The following is a 21,999-nucleotide window of genomic DNA, read 5'->3' as shown; positions in this document are numbered from 1 at the left end:
GACCGATTAAGGACGAATCGCAATATGAGTATCGCTTCAATCCTTGTAACTATCTTGTTTGCCGTGCTGGTCATTGGTGGATCTTTGTACCTGCTTCTGGCGGGTGTGGCCATGTGGCGCTCTAAAGATGCCCTGAGCCGGTTGAACCAGCTTTCGGCCGGAATCATGGTGGGCATCCCCGCGCTGGTGATTGCCAACTTGGTCTTAGAGGCCGACCAGGGAGTCCTGACGTGGGGCAAAACCCTCACCGCCATTCTGGCCATTGTTGCTGTTCTGGTCGTCGCTACCGTCGCCTCCGAAGTACTTGGACGCGCGGTGCTGGGTGCCCGTGACGGCTCCGCTGAGGACTACGCCCCGGAGCGGTAGCTAGCGGCGCGGGAAACGTCCTGAACACACCGTTAGCGGCCAGTTTCACAGCGACCCCTCAGCGCGCTCCAATACCTCCTTTAGGCCACCCGACCTACCCAAAAGGGGGTATATTTCCCCACACTTTTAGCCTCCCATAATGTGACGTACCTCTCATAGGCTATGGCCCGCTCGTTAACCTCGTTTATGCCCCTAAATTGAGTGGCAGTTTTTGCCGTTAACTAAGCTTTGGTTTTCCTTACTTAGGGACACCTTAGTTATCATTTTTGATGAATTCGCCGTTTGCCTGCACCTTTGTGACACCAAGAACAAAACAATCAATGCAATTCCGGTAAATTTTAAGAAAACAACACTCTTGTCATCCGATATTCAGGCAGAGACCGGAGTCGTCCCGACCGACTCAAAACCGCCCTCTTTCCAATATTTTTAGGCGAATTTGAGCGAGCTTTGAGGGACGCAACCGACCGGAAGCGGATCGAGGCACTTATTTTTTCATTGCAGCCCCTTGCCCCATCGGTTAACTTAATTTCTGTGAGTTCGCCAAGAGCGACTCAAAATCTTTACCCCCGAGAACCTAAGGATTTTCTCATGTCCTGCTCCGCAGAAGATATCGCAACCATCCTCGAAGCCCTTCCGGCCGTCACCGTCGAGAGCCCGCTGCCGGCTTTCGAGCAGCTGGCTGGCAACGACGTCAACTTCGCTAACGTTGGCGGCGACCTGAACCTGCCGTTCGGTAACGACTTCCTGGACATCTCCGTCACCGACGACCACTCCACCCACGACTCCCACGACACCGAGGTTTCGGACTTCTTGAACCCGGAGACCACCGTCGACAAGTCCGACCAGCGTAAGTTCGACTTCCTGAACCCGAGCATCTCTGGCATCGGCGCCAAGTAAGCTCCTGGGCTTCATGGCAGGACAATAGCTCCGCCAATCCTTGACACAATAAACCGCCAGTCTCTAAAAAAAGACTGCGGTTTATTGTTCAGTTAAAACCGATATTCTTCATTTCGTTACTGTCTAAAAGGAACACCAAAAATGGACGTCACTCCTATCGTTGAGGTTCTGGAAGCAATGCCTTCCGGCCCGACCGTCAACGTCACCTTCGAGATTAACCCGACCATCGATGGTGACCTGACCCTCCTGGAAACCGGTGACTGGAACGCTCCGTTCGGCCGCGACTTCATGGACATCAACATCACGAACGATCAGTCCACCCACAACGACAACTCCACCCACGTCTCCGGCGTTGAGGCTGATAGTGTCTCCGACGCTGCCGAACAGGGTCGAGAGGTGTCCGAGTCCGCCGAAGAAGCCGACGAGGCTGCAGCTGCTCCGAAGTCGCTTTTCAGCGGCTCCCCGAGCCTGCCGGGCATCGGTGCCTAAAACAGCTCACACTTAGGGTTGTTCCTTAGCCGCCCAAACCGGGCCGGCGTGCAGGCAACCACAAAGCCGTGGCTGTCATGCACAGACAGAAGTTTTAAATAAAGCGTTAGCCCTGCAGATGGTTCAACCATTTGCAGGGCTAACGCTTTTCTATTTACTTTGATCTACCGCGTGACTGTGCAGCTCTACTCTGCGGTTTTACTGCACAGCCCTACGCGGTTGCTTTACTTCGTTGCCTTAAAGCGCTTTTCCACCTCGGCACCGAGCCAGGAATCAACGTTGGTCCAGTACTGGTAGACACGCTGCTCCACCTCTGGGGAAACACCCTGCATGGCACCGACGATGTTGTTTGCCAAGCGATCGCGCTCGGCATCGTCCATCACGTTGCGAACAAGGTCGCCTGGCTGCGAGAAGTCATCATCCTCAGGGTGCTGCACGTAGGCGCCAGCGTAGAACTCTTCGCCCACGCTCTCCCACTGACCAAAGGCACCAGCATCGACCTGGCCGGCGTGACCGGAGCGCACTGGGCAGCCAGCGGCCTTAGCCGCAGCCGCGGTATCGGCCTCCGGGCCGCGAGCGGTGGCGTTGGAGCCGTGAACCGGCAGCTTCGGATCCGAGTAGTAGTACGTGGCCGCACCATCCTGCGAGAAGGAATTCACTGGGCAGCGAGACTGGTTCACCGGCAGCTGATCGCTGTTGACGCCAAGGCGGTAGCGGTGCGCATCAGCGTAGGAGAACACACGCGCCAGCAGCATCTTGTCCGGCGAGAAGCCGACACCCGGGACCGTATTCGACGGTGCGAAGGCGGCCTGCTCAACCTCAGCAAAGAAGTTGCCCGGGTTGCGGTTCAGGGTGAAGTGGCCGACCGGAATCAGCGGGTAGTCCTTCTGGGACCAGGTCTTGGTCAGATCGAACGGGTTCACCTTGTAGCTGGCGGCCTCGTCGTAAGGCATGATCTGCACCTTGACGTCCCAGGTTGGGTAGTCGCCGCGCTCAATTGCCTCGAAGAGATCCTGGCGAGCGTGGTCGGTGTTTTCGCCAACCAGCTCGGCGGCTTCATCATCCGCCAGGAACTCCCAGCCCTGGCGAGTCTTAAAGTGGTACTTAACCCAGAAACGCTCCCCTTCAGCGTTAATCCACTGATAGGTGTGAGAACCGAAGCCATCCATATGACGGAAGTCCTTCGGAATACCGCGGTCACCCATCAAGTAAGTGACCTGGTGAGCGGACTCCGGAGAGGCAGTCCAGAAATCCCACTGCATATTGGCGTCGCGCAAACCTGTGTCCGGCAGGCGCTTCTGAGAGTGGATGAAGTCCGGGAACTTAATGCCATCGCGGATGAAGAACACTGGCGTGTTGTTGCCCACGATGTCGAGGTTGCCCTCTTCGGTGTAGAACTTCAGTGCAAAGCCGCGCACGTCACGCCAGCCATCCGGGGAGCCCTGCTCACCTGCGACAGTAGAGAATCGCGCCAGCATCGGCGTGACCGTGTTCGGCTGGAATACTGCAGCCTTGGTGTACTTGGAGACATCCTCGGTGATGGTCAGTTCACCGAAAGCACCTGCACCCTTAGCGTGAACAACGCGCTCCGGAATGCGCTCGCGGTTGAAGTGCGCGAGCTTTTCCAGCAGGTGGATGTCGTGGAGGTTAATACCTCCCTGTGGGCCATTGGTTAGCGAGTGCTGCTCTGTAGGAACCGGCGCACCGTTGAGGCGAGTGGTCGGACCATTGGAACCTTCATAGAGATTGGACATGGGGATTTCCTCCTAAAGACAGGGGCTAGATGGCAGTCACAACATGCCCTGACGTTTTCCACCCTACACGAAGTTTCATATTTTCCCTATTAGTCTCCCGCGATTGATATGTGGACTTAATTATTAGTCCGATTAGGTTCGCTGTATCAGCCGCAAACACTCGGCCCTAAAAAGGGCAAAATTCCCTCTGCGAAAACCACCCGCAATGACCGTCGAAAAGCACTTACCGCGCTTTCATGCAATACCTATCAGCACTGAATAAAAGGTATAGCCAGCACTACCACTGCCCACGGGGGGGTTAAGGGTAGGATTTCACGCGTACCACGCTGTCAATTTGGATTCTGATCGGATACTTCTGCAGACATGAAAAAACAAGGGAGGGGCGCAAAAGCGCTCACAGTCTTCAAGTACACGCTGGCGTTGCTGGCGACCGTTGCGCTTCTCAAGATCGCATTCTTCCCCGCTAACGACGAGGACTATGCGCAAGCAACCGGTGATTTCTCCCAGCCCACCACGGAGCTATCCCCTCAGCGGATCAATAACACGCAGAAGCTGTCTGCCACCATCGTCCCGGATGAGCCCACCGTGATCCGCGCCAACGCTTCCGGTGAAATCACTGACGCCTATGTCAACAGCGGCGGCAACGCCGTAGAGGGGCAGAACCTGCTTCAGGTGAAGAAGACCTCGGTATCTGAGACTGCCAGCACCTCCGGCGGCGCGGATTCCGATGAAGAAGGCGCCGCAGCCGCCGCACCCGAAACTACCGTGACCTGGGGAAACATCACCGCTAAGGCTTCTGGCACTGTGCAGTGGGATATCGTCATTGGCCAGACGGTTGAGATCGGCCAGGAGATTGGCACGATTTCTCCGAACAGCTTCCACGCCGTAGCACCTATTAAGCCGAGCCAGCTGTACACGCTGGGAGACTCGATTAACAATGGCCGCCTCGCCATCAACGATGGCCCGGCACCGTTTTTGTGTGATTCGGTGAAGACTGTCACTGGAAGTAGCGCGGGCTCGCAGAACACTGGCGCCGGAGATGGTGCTGGCATGGGCGCCGCCGCTGCTGGAAATTCCTCGGGCGGCCCACAGCTGCGCTGTGACATTCCCGCAGATCAGACCGTCTACGAAGGTGTTCCTGCCACGCTGATTCTTGGCAGCGGCACCACCTCGGAGGTCCCGGCACTGCCGGTGACCGCGGTGGAGGGACGCTTCCGCGAAGGTGTCGTCTACGCTCCGGCTAAGGACGGCGGAAAGCCCACCAAAATCAAGGTTGAACTGGGCGCCAACGATGGCACTTTCATTGAGATCAAGCGCGGCCTGAAGGAAGGCCAGCAGGTCTTGGAGTACGTACCTTCCTACAAGGATGAGTCCGCCGGCGACGGCACTGACACCGGCACCGGCGCTGGCGATGGCAGCGACACTGGCTTCGATGAGTCCGGCGATGACGCTGGCTCTGAAAAGTAGGCCCGCGCCATGCTTAGTTTGACCGCAGTCACTCGAACAGTGACGCTCCCCAACGGCGAGGAGCTGCCTATTTTGAAAGGCATCGACCTCGACGTGCCACGCGGTGAGCACCTCAGCATTGTCGGCCAGTCCGGTTCGGGTAAGTCAACGCTGCTGAACATCATTGGCATGCTCGATTTGCCGGATTCCGGCACGTACACGTTCGACGGCACTGATATTTCCACCTTGTCGGACAGGAAACGCGCTGCACTCCGGGGCGATAATTTGGGATTCGTCTTCCAGCAATTCAACCTCTTCCCCTCCCGCACCACGCTGGAAAACGTCGAGGTTCCGCTGATGTACGACCGGGGCGAGAAGTTTTGGAATCGCACCGAGCTCGCCGCCGCGATGCTGGAGCGCGTCGGCCTGGGCGATCGCCTAGAGGCCACGCCTTCGCAGCTCTCCGGCGGTGAACAGCAGCGTGTGGCTATTGCCCGCGCGCTCGTGCGCCAACCGCAGCTCATTCTTGCCGATGAGCCCACCGGTGCGCTCGATGTCGACACCGGCAAGATCGTTATGAATCTGCTCGAAGAAGTCGCGGCGGAAAACAACGCTGCACTGATTCTGATCACACACGATTTAGAGGTCGCCGAGCGCGGCGATCGAGTGCTTGAGCTTCGCGACGGTCAGTTGCACGCCGACTCCGTCCTACTATCTGCTGCCAACGCTGTGCACGGCTCCGAGGAGGTTGCTGATGACGACGAATAAAGAAACAGAATCGAAGTCACGGCCTTCCTTCCTCTATGCAGCAACGCCTTATCTCGGCGCTCTGCTGGAAGCGTGGCATGAGCTGCGCATTAACCGTGGCCGCATCATGCTGTCGCTGGTCAGTGTGGCCGCCGCAGTGTGGGCGATGACTACGGTTATCGCACTTGGCAATATTCTCACCAGCTCTCAGGATGCGGTCACCGCACAGAGCACGGGTGTCGCCGGAACGGTCACGTTGACGGCCGGAGCGGGTAATTCCGATTCCGAGGAAGGCGGTAACTTCGGCGACGGTGGCTTCAGCGGTGACGGCAGCGCCGGCACAATGGCCGATAGCTTTGGAAGCTTCGGCGGCGAGGGCACCGGCGGAAACGGTCCGGACGATTTGAGCGTCATCAACCCAGACGGGTCTATCAACGACGCCTTTTCCGCTGCCACCCACCGCCTGGTGGAGACCACTCACGCCAACTTGTGGTCGCGAGTTCGAATGCAGCCAGCGACTCCCGAGCAAAATATGGATGACTGCGCCCCGGATGATTACGAGTGTTTTTCGCCAGGTACTCCCGAGCTGATCGCCGCTGACCCGGGATGGTTCGACATCTACGCCCGCACCATCGTGCAGGGACGCCGTTTAGAGGATGCCGATGGCCAGCGCTTGATGAACCCCGTCGTGATCAACGACCAGTTCTACGAAAGTCTGGGCAACCCAGCACTAGCCGACCATCCAACCTTCAGGTTGAAGGAAACGGGCAACACCACGTTCACCGTGGTGGGAGTGTATAAGTCCCTCGGATCGTGGGACGCCCCGAGCATCGTCACGCACTACGATTCCTTCCTCAACGCCGGCTACGAGGGACAGGTGGGTGAGCCGCAGCTTCTCGTCGCAACGCCTGAAGAATCCGCAAAGGAGAACCAGAAGGCGCTGCACAACATTTTCCAGGCGGAGCTCGGCCCCAGCTGGAAGGTGAATACCTCCCTGTCGGAGAAGGACACGCAGATTTCCCAGGAGATGAATAACACCATCACCACTGCGCTGGGCATTATCGGTGGCATTGTGATTGCGCTTGGCGCATTGGGGCTGCTCACGGTCTCGATTGTCACCATTGGCCACCGCGTCCGTGAGATTGGTATTCGTCGCGCAATGGGCGCGTCGGCAGGCAGGATTTTTATCTCTGTGTTCCTGGAGTCGATTGTCGCCACGACGGTGGCGGGTGTGGTTGGCGTGATTGCCTCGATCATCACGGTCAAGCAGTTGCCACTGGATAAGATGCTGGCGTTGCCGCTGGAGACCGGTGCCGTGGCCTACCCCGTCACGGCCGCTGTCATCGGCGTGCTGGTCGCGACATTCGTGGGCGCACTGGCGGGCATCATCCCCGCCACTATTGCCGTTCGCGTCAAGCCCATCGACGCCATCCGCTTCTAGCATTTCAGGCCCTAGTTCGCCTGGCTGCGTCGCCGCCTGCTTTTTGCAGGTGAGGCCACGTACAGCCAGGCGAATTATCTTTAGGTTTTAAGTTGCTAAGCTATGTCCATGACTCCCGCACGCCTCGTCTCTAATGACGAATACATCACGCAGCTGGCGCTGAAAGCCGGCCGCGGTGATCAGGCTGCGCTGACGGAGTTCGTGCGGCTGACCCAGAAGGACGTGTGGCGTCTGGTCGCACATCTGGGCGGCGTTGATGCTGCGGATGATTTAACGCAGGAGACGTACCTGCGCGTGATGGGGGCACTTCCCCGCTTTGCGGCGCGTTCTTCTGCCCGCACGTGGCTGTTGTCGCTGGCCCGGCGCGTGTGGGTGGATTCGGTCCGCCATGATTCGGCACGCCCGAAGAAGTCCGCGATGGAAGTAGAAAACGCTGCCGAGCAGTTCACAACCGGCGAGTCGTGGTCTGAGCTCGCTGATGCCCGCGTGCTACTGGAGCAGCTGCCGGAGGAACGCCGCGAGGCACTCATTCTGACGCAGGTGCTGGGTTACTCCTACGCGGAGGCCGCGGAAATCGCAGGTTGTCGTGTGGGCACTATTCGCTCACGCGTCGCCCGTGCGCGCCGCGATTTGGTTGCCGCACTTGGCGACGGCGACAGTGCCAGCGGCGACTCTGCAGCTGTTTAGACCCGCTCCGTCCAGGGGACGTAGCTAGCCGTTGTAGGTTGTCTCTCCCGCGAGGCTAACTAACGGTCCAGTTCGATTTTGTAGGTCGAGGCGATATCCGCATGGCCGAGGGCATCACGCATTTCACGCTCCGCGTTTTTCAGGGCAGCTACAACGGCGGGGAGGCTCGCCTGCGGTGGCATTGCCACAGTCACTTCCAAGGTGGGTATTCCATTATCCCGGTAGACCCGTGAATCCGCCTGGTTGATGTGGGCGTTGCGCTCTAGATCGGTGCACACCGCATCGGCAACATCGGCGACCGGCAGCGAAATCTCTCCTAACTTTTCCTGTGATTCCGATGCGGCGACCGTGCTGAACCGGTGCGATCGCAGATTAGCGACCACCAGGCTGCAGCCGACCACCGCTAGAATCGCTGTGATTACACCGAGGACGGGAACATACCAGCTCTGCTCAGGTAGTTTTCCCCAGGATTCCATCCGCCCGGTGTCATGAAGCCACTGTGCAGGAGCGACATCGAGGTAGCTAGCAATCGCCCATGTTGCTACCAGTAGTAACAGCGCTGAGAAGAGGAACAACACAATTCGGTCGAATACGCTTACTGATGTTTTCACTTGTCATCACCTTCGTATCCGCCGTGAGTTCCGGAAGCAAGTGCCGTGCCATTCTGGATTTCTTGGTAGTCAGACTTATGCATCCACACTGGCAGGTTGCCATCGTCATCGACGCGTACATACCGGCGTGGGGCAGGAAGAAACACCGCGATGAGCTGTCCCAGCCCATAGATTGCAGCGAGGATTCCGACGAGGAGCAACACCCATGACGCGGCTGAGCCCTGTGGGTTGCTGAACCAGTCGAATACCGGTTGTAACCATGAGGTGTCACCTGAGCTATTGGCGCTAATGATTGCTTCTCTACCTGCGACTATGGCCGCTGCAATCATCAACAGACCGGCGAAAACTCCCAGCCCGCGGACCTTTGGTGATTGACGCGGGTCACGTCCCTGGCGAGTTTCTACTGACTCGTCCGAGACCACCGCGGCCGATGACCTCTCAGTCGGCGTCATAGGGTGTCACCTCAATCTTTTTCAGTGGGCGCGGCTCTGGCGTGCTTACCACCACGGTACGTGGTTGTGGCACAGATACCGGGCGCAGCTGCTCCTGTCGCGGTGCGCGAACTTGTTTCAGCCGAGTTGGACGCGGCACTTTAACCGGCCGCAGTAGCGCTGGTCGTGGCGCCTTAACACTAATTGTGCGTGGCGACGGCACTCGTACCGGACGCAGCTTTGGTTGCCGCGGGACACTCACCTGCACCAAGGACGTCGGCTTTGGTGCTGCGACTTTTCGCAGTTGTATTGGCCGTGGAGTTGGTGTGCGACGCACCTGTACCGGCTTCGGTGCCGAGGTGCGAGTCACTGGCAGTGGCGGTGGCGCAACAACGCGACGGGCCGGTTGCGGCTTCGGTGCCTTAATAGCCACAGCTGGTTGCGGCTTCGGCTGCATGACAAAGCGCACCGGTTGTGGAGCAGGTGCTGGGACACTGCGTACCCGTTGCGGACGCGGCGGAGTAATGCTGCGTACCGGCTGCGGTGTCACCGGCTGAATGCTACGCACTGACTGCGGCTGCGGTACTGAAATACTGCGTACCGGCTGCGGCGTCGGTACAGCGATGGACTGCACTTCTGGGACCCACCGCACCTGCGGGGTAGTCACTACCTGCTGGTTCACCCGGACAGGTGTCACCTGCGGGTGATCTGAAAAGTGCGCCAAGTCCTCTCTGGTGACACGCACGTGCCCGGGTTCGACGCTGTCGATGTCAACATCGACGGTGACATTTTCAAGTCCGGCCATGTCAGCGAGCCAGGTGGCAACGCTGGACCGAATGCGCACTGCAATTTCCGCTGTCGGCGCCGGCCATGATGCAACGGCGCGAACTGCGACTCGAACTGCACTAACGACGTTTGTAGTGGCAGAACTAGGGGCAATCTCACTGTCGATAGAGACAATTGGATAGTCGCGCCCTAGCACACGGGATTGGTCGAGGGTGCCGGGAACCGCGCGCACGGCCATCTCTACGATGCGGCGGATTGCCTTTTCGCTTACGACGGTGGTGCCACGCGTTGCTGGAACGTGGATAGTCACCGTCGGCGGCCTCCTCGGTTGAACTTACGGTTGAGCTCGGGCGCATCGATTTTGCCATCGAGTACCGCACCGGCTGCACCGGCCAGACCTCCGAAGGCAATAACCGCAAGAAAACCCGTGAAACCACCAATCATTGCGGCGAAGCACAGGACAACGGCAATCGTCGCGAAGGTCTTTGTGTAATTATCGAACATGAAATTCCCCTTTATACGGGCCTAACTACCCATCCTGCCCTGCTCCGACGCGCAATAGTTGTCAACTACTGGACGCGTGGCTGTTCCTTGGGCTCGTTAGCAGCCGCGATGGCCTTGCGCTGCTCTTCGCGCTGCTTAGCGGCCTCTTCTTCGCGCTCCTGCGGGGTCTGGTAGTCGGTGTGGACATCGGAAACATCGACATTGACTTCAGTGACCTCAAGGCCGGTCATACGCTCAACCGAGCTAATGACGTTCTGACGGATAGCCTCAGCCAGTTCATGGATGGCAACGCCGTACTCGGCAATGATGGTGACGTCGACTGCAGCCTGGCGCTCGCCGACCTCAACAGCAATTCCCTGGGATACGTTGGCGCTGCCGCCGGAAACAAACTCACGGACGGAGCCAGCGAAGCGATCCATGCCGCCGCCAAGGTCATAGACACCGGAGACCTCGCGGGTAGCGATGCCTGCAATCTTGGAGACGACGCTGTCGTCGATAGAAGTGTGGCCGTGGCCGGTTCCCTTATTCGCGGAGTCCGAGCCAGCCTGAGTTGCCGGGGTGTTCTTAGCAGTGTTCTTTGCGTTGTCAGCCATGATGTGCCGTTCCTGTTCTCAGTGTTGTAGACGAAATGTCTGGACAATGCCGATGCTATAGCCGCCACAGGAAACCTGCAGTGCGACTAGGAGTACATGACTGCGTAAGAGCCCCTCCAGCAGGGATTTCGTCATGAAAGGCTCTTAGAAAACTGGATTACAGACTTGATGTGCTTTTCTTCCCCGGCATCACGGAGAGCTCTGTAATTTCTAGATTATCCCTGCTTGACGGCAGGATATGACCTCTCATTTCCCGTTCTGGCATCACGAACGAACCCCACGTGCCAGCCGTTTGCTAACAAATTCGACAACTTTGTATAACGAGTGGCAACTTACAGCGAGATTCCACGTTTCAGCGGTGTGTTAATGCCGACCACGATCGGAACTCGTGCGCACCGCGATTTGGTTGCCGCGCTTGACGACGGCGACAGCGCCAACGGCGACTCTGCAGCTGTGTAAACCCGCTCCCCCGATGGGCGTTGATCTTTCTTCTACCCCGTTTTTGGAACACTATCGCGCATGATTGCTCAGTTGAGCGTAGGTTCTGCCTTAACTGATAGTTTTATACATTTCCTTATATTCGCGATACGAAATGGGTATATGAACTGCCCAGTACGCATACGTTCCATCTTTTCCGACGAGATTAGCTTTGTTTTGGGCCACCACCGACCAACTCGCTGAGGAGCAGATTTCCCCATGAATAGACCTTCATGGATTTTCACTGTCACTGCCGTTATCACCGCTACAACCGGACTACCGGCCTACGCGGCCACCATCAACCAAGGCGATCCAGTTGTCATCGTTCACGCTAATGGACCGCAAGCTAGTGTCTGTACGGCTGGCTATGTCGACAAGACCAATTCGCAAATCTACACAGCAGGTCATTGTGGACAAGAGGGAGACACAGTGACGGATGGGACCTTTCAGAAAATTGGAGTATTCCAACCATCTCCCACCTATGACCATTCGCTGGACACAGGAAACGATATTGGAGTTGTCTCACTTGACGACCCCGCTACTGCAGGTGAGAATTCGTATTCAGGCGATTCGACTCTATCCCCAACAGATGTTCAAACAGGCGAGACAGTCTGCATATACGGAAACACTACGGGGAGAGTTTCCTGCGGTTTAGCCGCTGATCGCGAGGCATACCAAATCGAGGACAACGCTCTACAGGTTCAGAACGTACACGCTCAACGAGGCGATTCCGGTGGCCCTGTATGGGTTCCGGAAAAAGGCGCTGTCGGCGTTGTTTCAACTACCTGGAACATCATCGATGGGAACGGGCAGCAGCTTGGTTCCTATATCACCGCTAACTCACCCTGGTAAGAGCGCTGTGTTTACGTAGGGCTTCCTGATGGGTGGGACGCGAGTCTTGTTCTTTGTGCTGCCCAATGGGTTCTGTGCAGTCGACTGCACAGAACCCATTTTTGTTATTAGGACTGCTGGCGGCGAGTCCAGAACCAACCGCAAGCTGCGATTACCGCACCAAACAGTGTCCAGAGAAGGACTCCGTTTCCACCGGTCTTTGGCAGCTTGCCGGTCTTGGTGTCGGTCACCTGCATGATCATGAGTTCGCCGGAGCCTTCGGCCTTGATAAGCGGGCTGCTGCCACCTACCACTGAGACGGTGTACTCCTTGGTCTCCTGGTCAATTGAGATTTCAAAAGCTACTGGCTCCGGCAGCAGGCTAAGTCCTGCCGGTGCCATCGTTTCTACAAGGTAGAAAGTGCCAGTTTCAGTGATTTCAATTGACTTCTGATCAGGCGTGATGGTGTAGACCGGTCCTCCACTGTAATCCGGCTGCCCACCAGCCGAGGGGTAGATATCGAAGGTTGCACCACCAAGTCCCGGTAGAATCTTGACTCCCTCACCATCGACGTACTCCGCCTTTTCCAAGGTCAGCTTGCCCGGCTTGGTGTCCGGCGCTTCGTAGTTATCGACGACACAGGAGACGGAAGACAGGACCTTATTGGATTCCGACATCTTTACGCGGAAACCGAACTCGCCCACATTTTCCACCTTGAGAGGTGAGGTTTTCCCGTCGCGGGTTTGAGTACATACGGCGTTGAAGTCACCGGTGGAATCCAAGGTGTCACCGCGGCGGAACAAAGTGAAGCCCTGCTTCTGTGTTTCAGTCAGAACCAGCGACTGCTCACGCTCGCTTTCAATGTTCCACGATGCAGTACCCTTATCGGATTCGGATCCGGAGGTCACCTTCATCGACTGGTGAACCAACGGGCCATTACCAGAACCGATGACATTGTTATTTGCGGACAGTGTGAACTCCCAACCAGGGGCACCGTCTTCGAGAACCTTGCCGTTTTCATCGACAATCCTCTTCTTGACCTTCACTACACCGTTGCATCGTGTGGTTACGTCTTGGGCGATTGTTTTCATCTGTTCGGCAAGATTACTGTAGTTAGACACCCGCACCGTGTCATCAGCGCCCGAGATATCCTCGCCCATGGTCTTGACACCACGTGTACCGTAGGTCCACCTCGACATGTTCGAAGTGACTGTCGCTTGTTTCCCATCAGGCAACCGTTCAAACACCTGCAGTGCCTGATTCGGCGCCAGCTTCGCGGCTCTCTCTAGGTTCGCCATAATGAGCTCGCCGCTATTGTTATTCTTGTCGTTGTAGTTTGCTTCTCGCGCTCGTTGAATCCCGGAGTTGATTCTGTAGTAGACACCAGGTTGTTTCGGCACCTCGGCCTGCAGACCAATGCGTTTGATGTCCTTGAGGACATAGTCTTGCTCAACAACCCAATCTTTACCCGTATTTCCGCCAAGCGTCAGATCAACCATGATTGGAACAACACGGGTACCGGCAGCTTTGAGTTCGTTGGCTGCCTTAATCGCGTCGTTGAGAGCACTAGCCTGAACGAATTCACCGCCGATGCCCTTGCCCTTGATTGTCGAGGAGGTCGTGGGCATACCATCCGTGATGAAGTACACCACGTCGTAGTCGTGATCCTTGACCTGCTTCAGGCCCGCTTCCCAGTTCGTAGCACTGTTATCTGCGTTATAGCTCCAGTTCTTAACTACGTCCTTTGCTCGCTGGACGCCCTGCTCCGACAGCATTGAAATATATGGTGGGGTCTGACCGTGTGTCGTTCCAGCCTGATTAGCCGGACCGCCACTTGCGAAGTTATAGATGCCGAGCTCGGCTGGGGTGCCCTGCAGGGAATCGATAAATGCATTCGCGGCCTTTTTAGATGCTTCGAAACCATCAGTATCTGCGTAACGGAGCGATGTCGAAAGGTCTGCTACTACAGCAATGCGCAGGCCACAACGCTGTGGCATCGGCGGGTTAGGAACTCGCCCGTGAACCCAATCAGCTCCATCTGGTGGCGAGATAATCTCCGGTGGTTTTGGCTCGCCCTTTTTCTCTCCGTAGACATCCAGAGTGACCTTCAAATTCTTGTTCTGCGAAAGATTATTAGTGAAGGTGAAAACCGCGTCCTTCGGCACAACGGCAGAGTCAACCGGCTTGCCGTCCTTGACCGGAACAACGTCCATAGTGATGAAGCCGTTGCCAATGTTGACGTTGCGCTTCTGCAGGGTCACGCCTGGCTCAATCTGGTCCAGAGTGAGGTTGTACTTCTGCGGATCCAAGAAGGTCGCGTCAGTCTCGATACGCACGGTTGCGTACTTCATGTGAGATTCCTCAGTCACCTTAGCCGTAAAGGCATTGGGGTTCTTCGGATCTACTGGGTCAGCTTTAACTGCAAACTCGTGGCCGATGGCATCAAAGTGACGCCCTTCGCCAGCTGGTGGCTTGGGGTCTTCGGGGGAATCTGAGCAGTCTTTTACCTCGCCACTTAGATTAAATGTCCACTCGGTACGCGCGTTCGGAGCAAGCTTAAACCCCGGCTGTGCCACTGCAGTGACCTTGACTGTACCCGGCTTGTTCTGCTCGTAGACGTGCCGGCCAGCCGGCTTCTTCTCTGCGTTGAGGTAGTAATCAACACCCTTGGTGTCCGGGATATTGATGTACGCCTTCTCCACGCACTCCGGTGCAGTCGCGGGGCCGACAAGGGTTGGATCCGCAGGAGTTACCGTCCCTGGTTCTGGCTCCGGATTCTCCGGCTCCGTAGGCTCGGTGGGCTCAGTCGGATCTGTTGGCTCCGTTGGGTCAGTAGGATCTGTTGGTTCCGTCGGGTCAGTTGACGGATCTGTTGGCTCACTTGGGTCGGTGGGCTCAGTGGAACCAGCGATAGTGCCACGAAGGGTCAGGGTCACCTCACCCGTCGCTCCTTGATGGTTGTTAAAAAGCGGGTTCAACTTAATCTTGTCGCCCGCCTTTACCGTTTGATTAAGCCCACTATGCACAATGCCAAATGGAGCCCGCTTCTGACCGGTAGACGCTAACTGCGATGGAATAGACTTGCCATTAATGGTCAACTCATAGTCCCGCACCCATTCGTTACCATCTATCCGGAATTCGAGGGTGTCAATTGTTGAGTCACTATCAATGGTGAACTCGAATTCAGGATTTCCTGGATACGGTCGTGTCTTAATCTTCTTAAACTCATAATTCGGCGGAGACGTCGGAATCACCTCCGTCTGCGCCTGTGCCTGTGGCGCATTGGGCGCAAACACCTGACCGCTGACAACGAGAGCTACCGCTAGCAAAGCGGCCAAGAACATGCGAAGCGCAGTTCGCATTGAATCCGGCAAGCGGAATGTTGTCGAAAACATTAGTTCTTCCCACTTTCTGAGTTCTTCTTGCTAGCAGCGATAATGACGAATCCTCCGCCGATTAGTGCTGCAGCGACGGCTACCAGCCCTGCTACCTGCACACCGGTGAGTGCCAGGGAGCCAGATCCTCCGCTACTTCCCGAGCTTGAGGATGAACCCGACGAGCCCGAAGGCGTCGAGGTACCAGGCTCACCAGGTGGCATGGAAGTAGTCGACGTTGTCGTCGAGGTTCCCGGTTCACCCGGAGTTGTCGGAGTTGTCGGCGTCGTCGGAGGCGTCTTCGGCGGGGTCGATGTTCCCGGCGTAGTCGGCGGTGTTCCCGGTGGCGTTGTCGGAGGGGTCTTCGGCGGAGTCGTTGGAGGTGTCGACGGTGGTGGCGTCTCCCCCGGCTTATGCGACTTCGCCACAATGACGCCCTCTACCGGCGTGGAGTCATAGCCCGCACCGTAGAACGGCACCGATACCAAGAAGGAGTTGATCTCCCGGTAACTGTCATTCGGAGCCGTCGAGGTCACAAGATAGATGCCCTCCGGCAAATCACTGAATTTAACAGAGCCGTTTTCGTCAGTGACCTGGCTGAAGTGGAGGTCTTTCGGCCACTCGGCAAGCTCAGCTGCGGTGGCGTTTTCCACCTTCTCGCGGTCCTGCTGGCTCGCCGGCGAGATTCCCTTGAGACGTTCCAGATGAATGGTCACGCCAGAAATAGAGCCCGATGCCGACGAATTATCATCGTCCGGGTTTCCTGGGCTCAAGGTAATTCGCACAATGTCAGTGCCGCTCGTTGCTGAAACGCCCGGAGCGTCCACGCGTCCAACAATCCTGGCCGCGTTGGCGTCATTCGCGCCGATTGCACCCATCACTGCAACCAGAGCGCAGGCAGCTAAGAACGCAGCTATCCGGTTCCAGGTGGATGTCAAATATTTATTCATTGTCGTTTTCCCACCACGAAGTGTTGTTATTATCCTCGGACGCTGATTCGCTGCCGTCAGCGAGTTCATCGCTGTCTGCGTCGCCATCAGCAGTCTCGACGTCCGCGTTCTCGGCGTCGTCGTCAAGCTCTTCGTCGGCGTCGAGGCGTTGGCGCCAGAGCCACCACGCAAAGCCTGTGCCAAGCACAAACACCGCTACGAGCAGGGCGTACATCCACCACTGCCATCCAGCTCCGTGCGTTTGGTCGAAGACATTGCTTTCCGACGGATCCATCGGCACTTGGTGCCCACGCACTAGCAGACGATGCGTGTTGATTCCGTAAGGGGTGCAAGTGATGAGGGTGATGTAGTCCTGGCCGTCAACGGGACGAAGATCATCGGTCTCATGCGGAAGTACAACCTTGATTTGATCAATTTCGTACTTCAGCTTGTGGCCTGCGACCTGGATATAGAAGGCGTCTCCCTCTTTTGCTTTCCGCAGGTTATCGAAGAGCGTTACGTTAGTAAGTCCGGTGTGACCGGTAATGATGGAGTGGGTTCCAACACCGCCGACTGGAAGATCGGATCCGTATAGGTGTCCGAGCCCCTTGGCGAGCACCTCATCACTGGTGCCGTGGTAAATCGGCAGGTCGGCCTGAATCTCTGGGAAAATCAGACGCGCCATCACGTCGGTAGCGTTTAGCTGATCGAGATAAGCGGCGTACTCGGGGTTGTGGTCATTAACTTCGTTAAGCCACGGGTCCAGAATCGGGCCGGTGGTTTGGCGCTCGTTGTAAGCGTGAGCGCGTTCCCACTGTTCATCTTTAACTTCTTGGGGTACGGACTTTTCCAGCTTGGCAAACTCTTTGGCCGCCTTAGAGGTGCCGTAGTTGTTCAATGCCGTGGAGACAACCGGGTACAGCATCACAAGCAAGCCCACAATCACCAAAATTGCGGGGAGAACCATGCTGTTCTTTTTCGCCTGCTCAGGCTGTTCAGGCCGCTCAGCTGATGCGTCCCGCGTCAGAGTAGACGCAGAGTGTTTACCCACGGAGGAACTCCCAAGAAGTCAATCAAAAAGGGATGTGGCCTTTCTCTTTCTCACCGGCGTAGAGATGCCTGCTGTTGAAAAAGAGCACATCGAAAGGCCGCAACAGTAATTTCAGTGATGCGCAAACTACAGGAATGGCGTGCGCTGTTGAACGCACGCTATTCCCTCAACACTGGAGCTAAAGCGCTCCAGTGGCCGAGCCTTTACTCGGATTTAGTTCTTGGAACCGCGGCGGGCGAACCATGCACCAGCTGCGACGATAGCTGCACCGATAGCAGCCAGGATGCCAACACCGGCACCACCGGTCATCGGCAGGTTCGGGGTGGTGTCGTCGGAGTTAACGACCTCGCCTGGGTTAGCGCCGACCTGGACGGAAGCCAGCTGGTAGACGCGCTCCGGGTCAGTCGAGGTAGCAACCAGCTTGAACTCGAGTGCCTCCGGCAGCAGCTCCTTGCCCTTCGGAGCCTTGGTCTCAATCAGGCAGTAGTGGGACTGTTCGCCCTCGACAACCTCGGCGTTGTCTTCGAAGTCGTTGACGTGAAGACCAGTGATCTTGACGATACCGTCCTGGCCAGAGACGAAGGTGGTCTTAACCTGGCCGTCCTGCTGACCGTTCACCGGAGTCCAGGAGTCCTTCTTGGTGGTGTCAATCTCGGAGCACTTCTGGCCAGCAGCCTGGCGGACAATCTGGAACTCGGCACCATCCAGGCCGTTGCGGTCGCCATCGACCTTCGTGAACTGCAGGCCACCCCAGTAGGTCTTGACCTTCGGAGTCTTCTTCGGAGTGCTGTTCTCGGAACCGTCCGGGTTGTTCTGGAAGACCAAACCGGTGTTCGGCGCGATGTCGGTAGCTTCCTTGAACTGCGGCTTCAGCTTGGTGGTGATGGTAACGACCACCTTGTCACCGGCACTAAGCGACTTAGCAGTTTCCTTATTCAGGTCAACATCGACCTTGTTGCCCTCGAAGAACTTGCCGTCCTTGTCGTTGCCTTCGGACAGAACCTGCTCCGTACCATCGCCCTTGACAATCTTGACGTCAACCTTGGTGATTTCCAGCTTCGGGTCAATCTCGTCAGTGATCTGGAACTGGGTACGCTCCGTGTTCGGCTTCAGCTGGCGAGCGGTACCCGTGACGGTGTAGACCAGGTTTTCGTCGCCAGCGTTCTGGTCCTTGTCCTTGACGGTCTTGGTCGGCTCTTCGTCCTTGTAGTTCTTCGGGAATGCGTGAACGTCGTAGTTCCAGGTGGTGCCCTGAGTCTCGTCGCCTACCTTGCCATTGCTAGTCATCGGAACGAAAGCGATGAACGGAACAGCCGGGTCATAGCCTTCCTTCGGGCCGGTCTCAACAACCAGGTAAGCACCGAGATTGAGATTCTCGGAAACAACCCACTTGCCGTCCTTATCGGTCGTGCCGGTTGCGACCTGCGTCAGGGTACCGTTGTCAATCAGAGCCTGAGTCGCCTGGGTACCAGTAGCGAACTCGCCAGCCTTCAGCTTCGAAGCAGCCAGCAGGCCCTCGTTAGTGGTGACATCGATAGGGGTATTGCCATCTGCAGTCTTGTTGATCTTGTAGACGGTGAAGCCGACGCCTTCAAGCTTCTGGCCACCGTTTTTCTGAACATCCTCGACGTCAGCTGCGGTACCAGACGGCTGGCCTTCGCTGGTCGGGTTACCGAACTTGTGAATGGTGAGTGAGCCCTTGGCGTCCTTATTTACCAGCGGGGAGTCGCCGGCAGCCTGGTTGATGGCAGTGTCCTGAGCAATTGCAGCCGGGGCGGAGACGCCCATCGACAGACCGACGATGGCAGCGAAGGTTACCGAGCGGGCGGTACGAGAGAACTTATTCACGAAAACAGGTCCTTTACAGAAGTCCAAAATGAAGCGACACGCTTCAATACGTCGCGCGATTCACTCCAGACGGCGACACCAACGTTCCCCGACTTGCCAAAACTGAGATTTTCCTTAAGGGAAAGACCAGTCTGTCTAACCTTTTAAGCCTAAGCGTTATGAACTTTAATGTTTATATGTTCAAACATTGCAGCTCTAGCCCATTGCTCGCCCGGTTAACAGCGCTCAGTGAACCGCTTATAAATAACTTAACCTGTTCAGCACTTCGTTGACACCCGACACAGAAACGCCACCAAGCCGAGCACCCGAAAAACCTATGCAAACGTAAGAATCGCAAGAGATTAATATCTTTTTATCGAGGTCACAGCGGTTTTTTCCAATCGAGGCCAAAACCCTCTCAATTTCCACACAATCAAACCCACCCCAAAAATGGGGGTAAACAATTGCCCTATAGCGATGGCCCCTATGTGCAACCACTATCACCGCAGCGCACGCCGGGAAAATGAGGACTTATCAACCTTCTCGTGCTTGCTGTCACATCATCGTCGGCAAGCGAAAGCAAAAACCTTTGGGACAAGGACGCCCCGCGGCGCACCACCCTGTGCTAGGACCCGTAAAAGCACAGAGGCAGTAAGCGACACGGGGCGCCCTGCCGCGTCAGTAGGGACGTTTAGAGAACCGCCCAGTAGTGAACATCGTTGTAGCCGTTGAGCTTGAGGACGTCACCAATCTGATCGACCTTCTTCTTGCCCTCAGGGGTCATGCCATCCGGCATGATCTGCACGTCAGCGCTGTGATCGCCGGTGAAGGTGATGTTGACGTAGTCCTTGCCATCGCGATGCTCAAGCTCGAAGACGTAGCGATTGACGGCCAGCTTGCCCGAGTGGAGGAATCCGCCCTTGCCCGGAGCGACAACTGCAGTGTCAGCGGAGGTTGCAGGTGCAGCTACCGCCTGTGCGGCAGTAGCAACCGGAGCGGCAAGCACGAGTGCGCCCACACCCCAGACACCGATTTTCTTCAACATGCTCATAGGTACCTTCCTTATCTTCAGTGTTTCTGCAGGGTTTCTGCAGATTTGATTTGTGTTTTTCTGCGACTGCCGGCGCCGCCGTTGTTCGACGGCGTTCAACAGCCGTAGCCAATGAAATTGGTCAATGAATCGAGGCTGTGCCCTAGCGCCCTAGTGCGCTAGGGCACTGGATTAGCGCACTGGAGTGGCCTCGACGATGATGTTGTCGGCGTAACCTAAAGTGCCGCCGACGAACTCGCCTCCGCAGGTAATGAGGACCAAGCGGTTCTCACCAACTGCATCGTTGACGACCTCAGGCATCTGAGCGCCCTTGACCACCTGGATCGGATCCTTGCTGACAGTGAAGTCTCGACTTTCGCCATCCACCTTCACCGTGACAGTGTCACCAGCCTTCAGGTCAGCGAAACGTGCAGCATAACCATCGCCCTGATCCACCTCATTGACGTGGCCGGTAATGACGGACGATCCAGCAGCACCTTTCTCACCGGGAATCGCGGAGGCGGAATACCAGCCCAGGCGAGAAACATCGGTCGGTGGAATCAGAGATCCCTGATCAGTCAGCTGAACGAAATCAATCGGAGCCGACTTACCATCAATGAGCATCTCCATCTCGTGCACAGCGCCCCGAGAACCCTGTGCTGGAGTAGGAAGATTCTCCTGCGCACCTTCGAGTGCCGAATCATTGCGGTTCAGTTGGGCAATCACCAACAGAGCGATAACGCCGATTAATGCGATAGCGGCGATATACACCCGTGGCTGCTTCCACCAAGGCACGTCCTGCAGGTCTTCGACTTGGCCGTCGGCCTGGTCTTCGTCCCGGTCAAACGGATCAACGTAGTCGAGTGCGCCGGTTCCGGTTTCCGGTTCGAATCCTGATGTGTTTCCAGGTTCTTTACCGGTCTCGTCCGAGCCAAACTGATCAGTCATGGAATCTCCTTAGTTCGTGGCTACCGTCGGCAGAGCGTGAGTAGCCAAACCGGTCGGGCCAGACGGAACCGAACTAATTGCACGTCGTTCCGAGTTTGGAGCCAGCGGCTTTCCGTGGTTCTTCTGCTTATCCTGGCCAGTGCCACCGATGATGGTGACGTTGGTGTTGTTCTGCTCCGAGTGCTGATTAATCACAGTGGTCGGGGTGGCAGAGTCGCTGGTAGGTGCAGAGGAATCGTCGTTAGGCGTGTTCTGCTCGCCCTCATCCTTCGGCTGCTCAGATGGCGTGTTCTCCGGGGTCTTGCCGTTCGTGACAGTCTGCTCCGCAGAGTTGATGTCCTTGTGGACAGCAACTTCCTTGCCATTGGCATCGGTCAGAGTCTCGAAGGCAACCTGAGAAGCGCAGTCGCCGTCGGTGATGATGATCGGAACATCAACCGTGCCGGCGGATGCCGTCGGCACAAAGTGCAGGCGGCTCCTAGCGCCAGTGGACTTGCCCGTCTCCTTGCACATCAGCTCACCGGTCAACGTGTACTTCGTGCCCGGCTTCAGGCCAGTGAAGTGCACGGTGTCGATGACGACAGCACCCTTCTCGACCAGACCCTTGCCGGCAATACCGGCAGTAGTCGTGATAGCTGGGTTGTCCTCAGATTGAGCTGGGGTGCTCGGGTGGTTCGGCTTGCTCGGCTTCTCCGGCTGGGCAGGCTTGATCGGCTTGCTCGGCTTTTCCGGCTGGGCAGGCTTGGTCGGCTTGCTCGGCTTCTCTGGCTGAGCAGGCTT

Annotated in this window: 21 protein-coding genes; 8 read left to right on the top strand and 13 right to left on the bottom strand. The window is 56.8% G+C overall.

Features of this window, described 5'->3' with window-relative positions:
* The first annotated feature begins 24 nt into the window (after nt 1–24).
* The 3 genes from ADM64_RS01145 to ADM64_RS01135 all read left to right on the top strand — a co-directional run bounded on the left by ADM64_RS01145 (nt 25) and on the right by ADM64_RS01135 (nt 1,752).
* Entirely contained in the window at nt 25–366 is a 342-nt protein-coding gene (locus ADM64_RS01145; protein ID WP_049192924.1) for a monovalent cation/H(+) antiporter subunit G, read from the top strand.
* Between the two features lie 588 nt (nt 367–954).
* Nucleotides 955–1,263, top strand: a complete 309-nt coding sequence (locus ADM64_RS01140) for a hypothetical protein (protein ID WP_049192923.1) — start codon at nt 955–957, stop codon at nt 1,261–1,263.
* 141 nt (nt 1,264–1,404) lie between these two features.
* On the top strand, nt 1,405–1,752 hold the full coding sequence (locus ADM64_RS01135) for a hypothetical protein (RefSeq protein WP_049192922.1): 348 nt from the start codon (nt 1,405–1,407) through the stop codon (nt 1,750–1,752).
* A 224-nt stretch (nt 1,753–1,976) separates the two neighbouring features.
* On the opposite strand, the gene ADM64_RS01130 is transcribed toward ADM64_RS01135, so the two are convergent.
* Nucleotides 1,977–3,506 carry a catalase gene (locus ADM64_RS01130; protein ID WP_049192921.1) on the bottom strand — a complete coding sequence of 510 codons (1,530 nt, stop codon included), beginning with the start codon at nt 3,504–3,506 and terminating at the stop codon, nt 1,977–1,979.
* Between the two features lie 363 nt (nt 3,507–3,869).
* Here ADM64_RS01130 and ADM64_RS01125 point away from each other — a divergent pair, with 363 nt between their 5' ends.
* The 4 genes from ADM64_RS01125 (at nt 3,870) to ADM64_RS01110 (ending at nt 7,827) form a co-directional block, all read left to right on the top strand.
* Nucleotides 3,870–4,973: a hypothetical protein gene (locus tag ADM64_RS01125; protein ID WP_049192920.1), complete on the top strand. Its 1,104-nt coding sequence runs from the start codon at nt 3,870–3,872 to the stop codon at nt 4,971–4,973.
* Nucleotides 4,974–4,982: 9 nt separating this feature from the next.
* Nucleotides 4,983–5,720 (top strand): ABC transporter ATP-binding protein, encoded by a 738-nt coding sequence (locus ADM64_RS01120; RefSeq protein ID WP_049192919.1) that lies wholly within the window; start codon nt 4,983–4,985, stop codon nt 5,718–5,720.
* A complete protein-coding gene (locus ADM64_RS01115) occupies nt 5,707–7,140 on the top strand; it encodes an ABC transporter permease (protein WP_049192918.1) in 1,434 nt (477 codons plus the stop codon). Before ADM64_RS01120 ends, ADM64_RS01115 begins: the two co-directional genes overlap by 14 nt.
* 102 nt (nt 7,141–7,242) lie before the next feature.
* Entirely contained in the window at nt 7,243–7,827 is a 585-nt protein-coding gene (locus ADM64_RS01110; RefSeq protein ID WP_193390805.1) for an RNA polymerase sigma factor, read from the top strand.
* Between the two features lie 59 nt (nt 7,828–7,886).
* Here the strand turns inward: ADM64_RS01110 and ADM64_RS01105 are convergent, their stop codons facing one another.
* The 5 genes from ADM64_RS01105 to ADM64_RS01085 form a co-directional block, all read right to left on the bottom strand.
* Nucleotides 7,887–8,438 carry a hypothetical protein gene (locus ADM64_RS01105; protein ID WP_049192917.1) on the bottom strand — a complete coding sequence of 184 codons (552 nt, stop codon included), beginning with the start codon at nt 8,436–8,438 and terminating at the stop codon, nt 7,887–7,889.
* Nucleotides 8,435–8,890: a hypothetical protein gene (locus ADM64_RS01100; RefSeq protein ID WP_049192916.1), complete on the bottom strand. Its 456-nt coding sequence runs from the start codon at nt 8,888–8,890 to the stop codon at nt 8,435–8,437. The genes ADM64_RS01105 and ADM64_RS01100 overlap by 4 nt, the downstream gene beginning before the upstream one ends.
* Complete coding sequence (locus tag ADM64_RS01095) at nt 8,877–9,965, bottom strand: Asp23/Gls24 family envelope stress response protein (protein ID WP_049192915.1); 1,089 nt, start codon at nt 9,963–9,965, stop codon at nt 8,877–8,879. The genes ADM64_RS01100 and ADM64_RS01095 overlap by 14 nt, the downstream gene beginning before the upstream one ends.
* Nucleotides 9,962–10,159, bottom strand: a complete 198-nt coding sequence (locus tag ADM64_RS01090; RefSeq protein ID WP_005511694.1) for a hypothetical protein — start codon at nt 10,157–10,159, stop codon at nt 9,962–9,964. The genes ADM64_RS01095 and ADM64_RS01090 overlap by 4 nt, the downstream gene beginning before the upstream one ends.
* Before the next feature lie 65 nt (nt 10,160–10,224).
* Nucleotides 10,225–10,752: an Asp23/Gls24 family envelope stress response protein gene (locus ADM64_RS01085; protein WP_016421902.1), complete on the bottom strand. Its 528-nt coding sequence runs from the start codon at nt 10,750–10,752 to the stop codon at nt 10,225–10,227.
* Nucleotides 10,753–11,448: 696 nt separating this feature from the next.
* Between ADM64_RS01085 and ADM64_RS10715 the strand changes: the two genes are divergently transcribed.
* Nucleotides 11,449–12,081, top strand: a complete 633-nt coding sequence (locus ADM64_RS10715) for a trypsin-like serine protease (RefSeq protein ID WP_080985581.1) — start codon at nt 11,449–11,451, stop codon at nt 12,079–12,081.
* A 107-nt stretch (nt 12,082–12,188) separates the two neighbouring features.
* On the opposite strand, the gene ADM64_RS01080 is transcribed toward ADM64_RS10715, so the two are convergent.
* From ADM64_RS01080 to ADM64_RS01050, 7 genes are all read right to left on the bottom strand, one after another.
* The gene (locus ADM64_RS01080; RefSeq protein ID WP_049192914.1) at nt 12,189–15,455 is read right to left on the bottom strand and encodes a SpaA isopeptide-forming pilin-related protein; all 3,267 of its coding nucleotides are present in this window, start codon (nt 15,453–15,455) and stop codon (nt 12,189–12,191) included.
* The gene (locus ADM64_RS01075) at nt 15,455–16,384 is read right to left on the bottom strand and encodes a SpaA isopeptide-forming pilin-related protein (protein ID WP_049171137.1); all 930 of its coding nucleotides are present in this window, start codon (nt 16,382–16,384) and stop codon (nt 15,455–15,457) included. Before ADM64_RS01075 ends, ADM64_RS01080 begins: the two co-directional genes overlap by 1 nt.
* Complete coding sequence (locus ADM64_RS01070) at nt 16,377–17,390, bottom strand: class C sortase (protein ID WP_222866229.1); 1,014 nt, start codon at nt 17,388–17,390, stop codon at nt 16,377–16,379. Before ADM64_RS01070 ends, ADM64_RS01075 begins: the two co-directional genes overlap by 8 nt.
* 237 nt (nt 17,391–17,627) lie before the next feature.
* Complete coding sequence (locus tag ADM64_RS01065; RefSeq protein WP_049192913.1) at nt 17,628–19,262, bottom strand: SpaH/EbpB family LPXTG-anchored major pilin; 1,635 nt, start codon at nt 19,260–19,262, stop codon at nt 17,628–17,630.
* 670 nt (nt 19,263–19,932) lie between these two features.
* Nucleotides 19,933–20,292 (bottom strand): hypothetical protein, encoded by a 360-nt coding sequence (locus tag ADM64_RS01060; RefSeq protein ID WP_048731447.1) that lies wholly within the window; start codon nt 20,290–20,292, stop codon nt 19,933–19,935.
* A gap of 171 nt (nt 20,293–20,463) precedes the next feature.
* Entirely contained in the window at nt 20,464–21,219 is a 756-nt protein-coding gene (locus ADM64_RS01055; protein ID WP_049192912.1) for a class F sortase, read from the bottom strand.
* A 9-nt stretch (nt 21,220–21,228) separates the two neighbouring features.
* A partial coding sequence (locus ADM64_RS01050) for a VaFE repeat-containing surface-anchored protein (protein WP_049192911.1) occupies nt 21,229–21,999 on the bottom strand: 771 nt, incomplete at its 5' end.

Origin of the sequence: Corynebacterium sp. 401_CJEI (assembly GCF_001076435.1) — a bacterium.
GTDB classification, from domain to species: Bacteria; Actinomycetota; Actinomycetes; order Mycobacteriales; family Mycobacteriaceae; genus Corynebacterium; species Corynebacterium jeikeium_D.
Note: the sequence above shows the minus strand (reverse complement) of the source record. Positions and strands in the feature narration are given on the sequence as shown.

Coding starts and splice junctions, on each gene's coding strand:
- ADM64_RS01145 (WP_049192924.1), top strand. CDS start 25: ATGAGTATCGCTTCAATCCTTGTAACTATCTTGTTTGCCGTGCTGGTC.
- ADM64_RS01140 (WP_049192923.1), top strand. CDS start 955: ATGTCCTGCTCCGCAGAAGATATCGCAACCATCCTCGAAGCCCTTCCG.
- ADM64_RS01135 (WP_049192922.1), top strand. CDS start 1,405: ATGGACGTCACTCCTATCGTTGAGGTTCTGGAAGCAATGCCTTCCGGC.
- ADM64_RS01130 (WP_049192921.1), bottom strand. CDS start 3,506: ATGTCCAATCTCTATGAAGGTTCCAATGGTCCGACCACTCGCCTCAAC.
- ADM64_RS01125 (WP_049192920.1), top strand. CDS start 3,870: ATGAAAAAACAAGGGAGGGGCGCAAAAGCGCTCACAGTCTTCAAGTAC.
- ADM64_RS01120 (WP_049192919.1), top strand. CDS start 4,983: ATGCTTAGTTTGACCGCAGTCACTCGAACAGTGACGCTCCCCAACGGC.
- ADM64_RS01115 (WP_049192918.1), top strand. CDS start 5,707: ATGACGACGAATAAAGAAACAGAATCGAAGTCACGGCCTTCCTTCCTC.
- ADM64_RS01110 (WP_193390805.1), top strand. CDS start 7,243: ATGTCCATGACTCCCGCACGCCTCGTCTCTAATGACGAATACATCACG.
- ADM64_RS01100 (WP_049192916.1), bottom strand. CDS start 8,890: ATGACGCCGACTGAGAGGTCATCGGCCGCGGTGGTCTCGGACGAGTCA.
- ADM64_RS01090 (WP_005511694.1), bottom strand. CDS start 10,159: ATGTTCGATAATTACACAAAGACCTTCGCGACGATTGCCGTTGTCCTG.
- ADM64_RS01085 (WP_016421902.1), bottom strand. CDS start 10,752: ATGGCTGACAACGCAAAGAACACTGCTAAGAACACCCCGGCAACTCAG.
- ADM64_RS10715 (WP_080985581.1), top strand. CDS start 11,449: ATGAATAGACCTTCATGGATTTTCACTGTCACTGCCGTTATCACCGCT.
- ADM64_RS01080 (WP_049192914.1), bottom strand. CDS start 15,455: ATGTTTTCGACAACATTCCGCTTGCCGGATTCAATGCGAACTGCGCTT.
- ADM64_RS01075 (WP_049171137.1), bottom strand. CDS start 16,384: ATGAATAAATATTTGACATCCACCTGGAACCGGATAGCTGCGTTCTTA.
- ADM64_RS01060 (WP_048731447.1), bottom strand. CDS start 20,292: ATGAGCATGTTGAAGAAAATCGGTGTCTGGGGTGTGGGCGCACTCGTG.
- ADM64_RS01055 (WP_049192912.1), bottom strand. CDS start 21,219: ATGACTGATCAGTTTGGCTCGGACGAGACCGGTAAAGAACCTGGAAAC.